This is a genomic window from Pseudomaricurvus albidus, from assembly GCF_018863235.1.
Classification (GTDB): Bacteria; Pseudomonadota; Gammaproteobacteria; order Pseudomonadales; family Cellvibrionaceae; genus Pseudomaricurvus; species Pseudomaricurvus albidus.
Map to the genome: position 1 here is coordinate 1 of NZ_JAHKRS010000029.1, position 543 is coordinate 543.

A 543-nucleotide genomic window follows, 5' to 3' on the forward strand; every position below is an offset into this window, starting at 1 on the left:
GTTCATTCAGATCTCTGATTAACTCAGCACAATGCAACTTTTCTTGCCAACGCTGATGATTCGCCAATCTAAAAATGCGCTGGTAGATGCGTGCACGGGTTTTCTGAGTGAGATTGAATGGTCTCAGGCCTGATCCTGGAAATACGTTTTTACAGACATGCTTAAGATCCTGTTTAACTTGATGATAGCCGGGGTTCAACATCACAGGCTTAACTTTGAAGTACCCCAGTAACACGACAAACATGCATCTTTGATTGCGGTCTCTGATTTTCTTACTTTCTGCTAATTCAGCATCATTAAGCGTAAAAAAGAAGCGCTGATCATTTAAATTTAGGGGGGGAGGACTGAAGAGCTCAGTAATTTCAGTTTCTGTTAGGATCTTAGTGCGTTTTTCGGTAGGCATAGTCGACACTCAAAGGCATCGATAGTAACAAAACATCCAGAAAAAACAGAAAAATACAAAGTAACCCCCTCTCAGAGGCCAGGAATCGCGGGGACTGTAGAGATTTATGTCCGTTTACGAGGGAAAATCCCCAGTACCCC

The 543-nt window shown here is 42.7% G+C and carries 1 protein-coding gene; it reads right to left on the reverse strand.

Going from position 1 to position 543, the window contains the following annotated elements:
- On the reverse strand, window positions 1-403 hold a 403-nt coding region (locus tag KOI40_RS18280), incomplete at its 3' end, for a DUF4158 domain-containing protein (RefSeq protein WP_216098980.1).
- Between the last annotated feature and the right edge of the window lie 140 nt (window positions 404-543).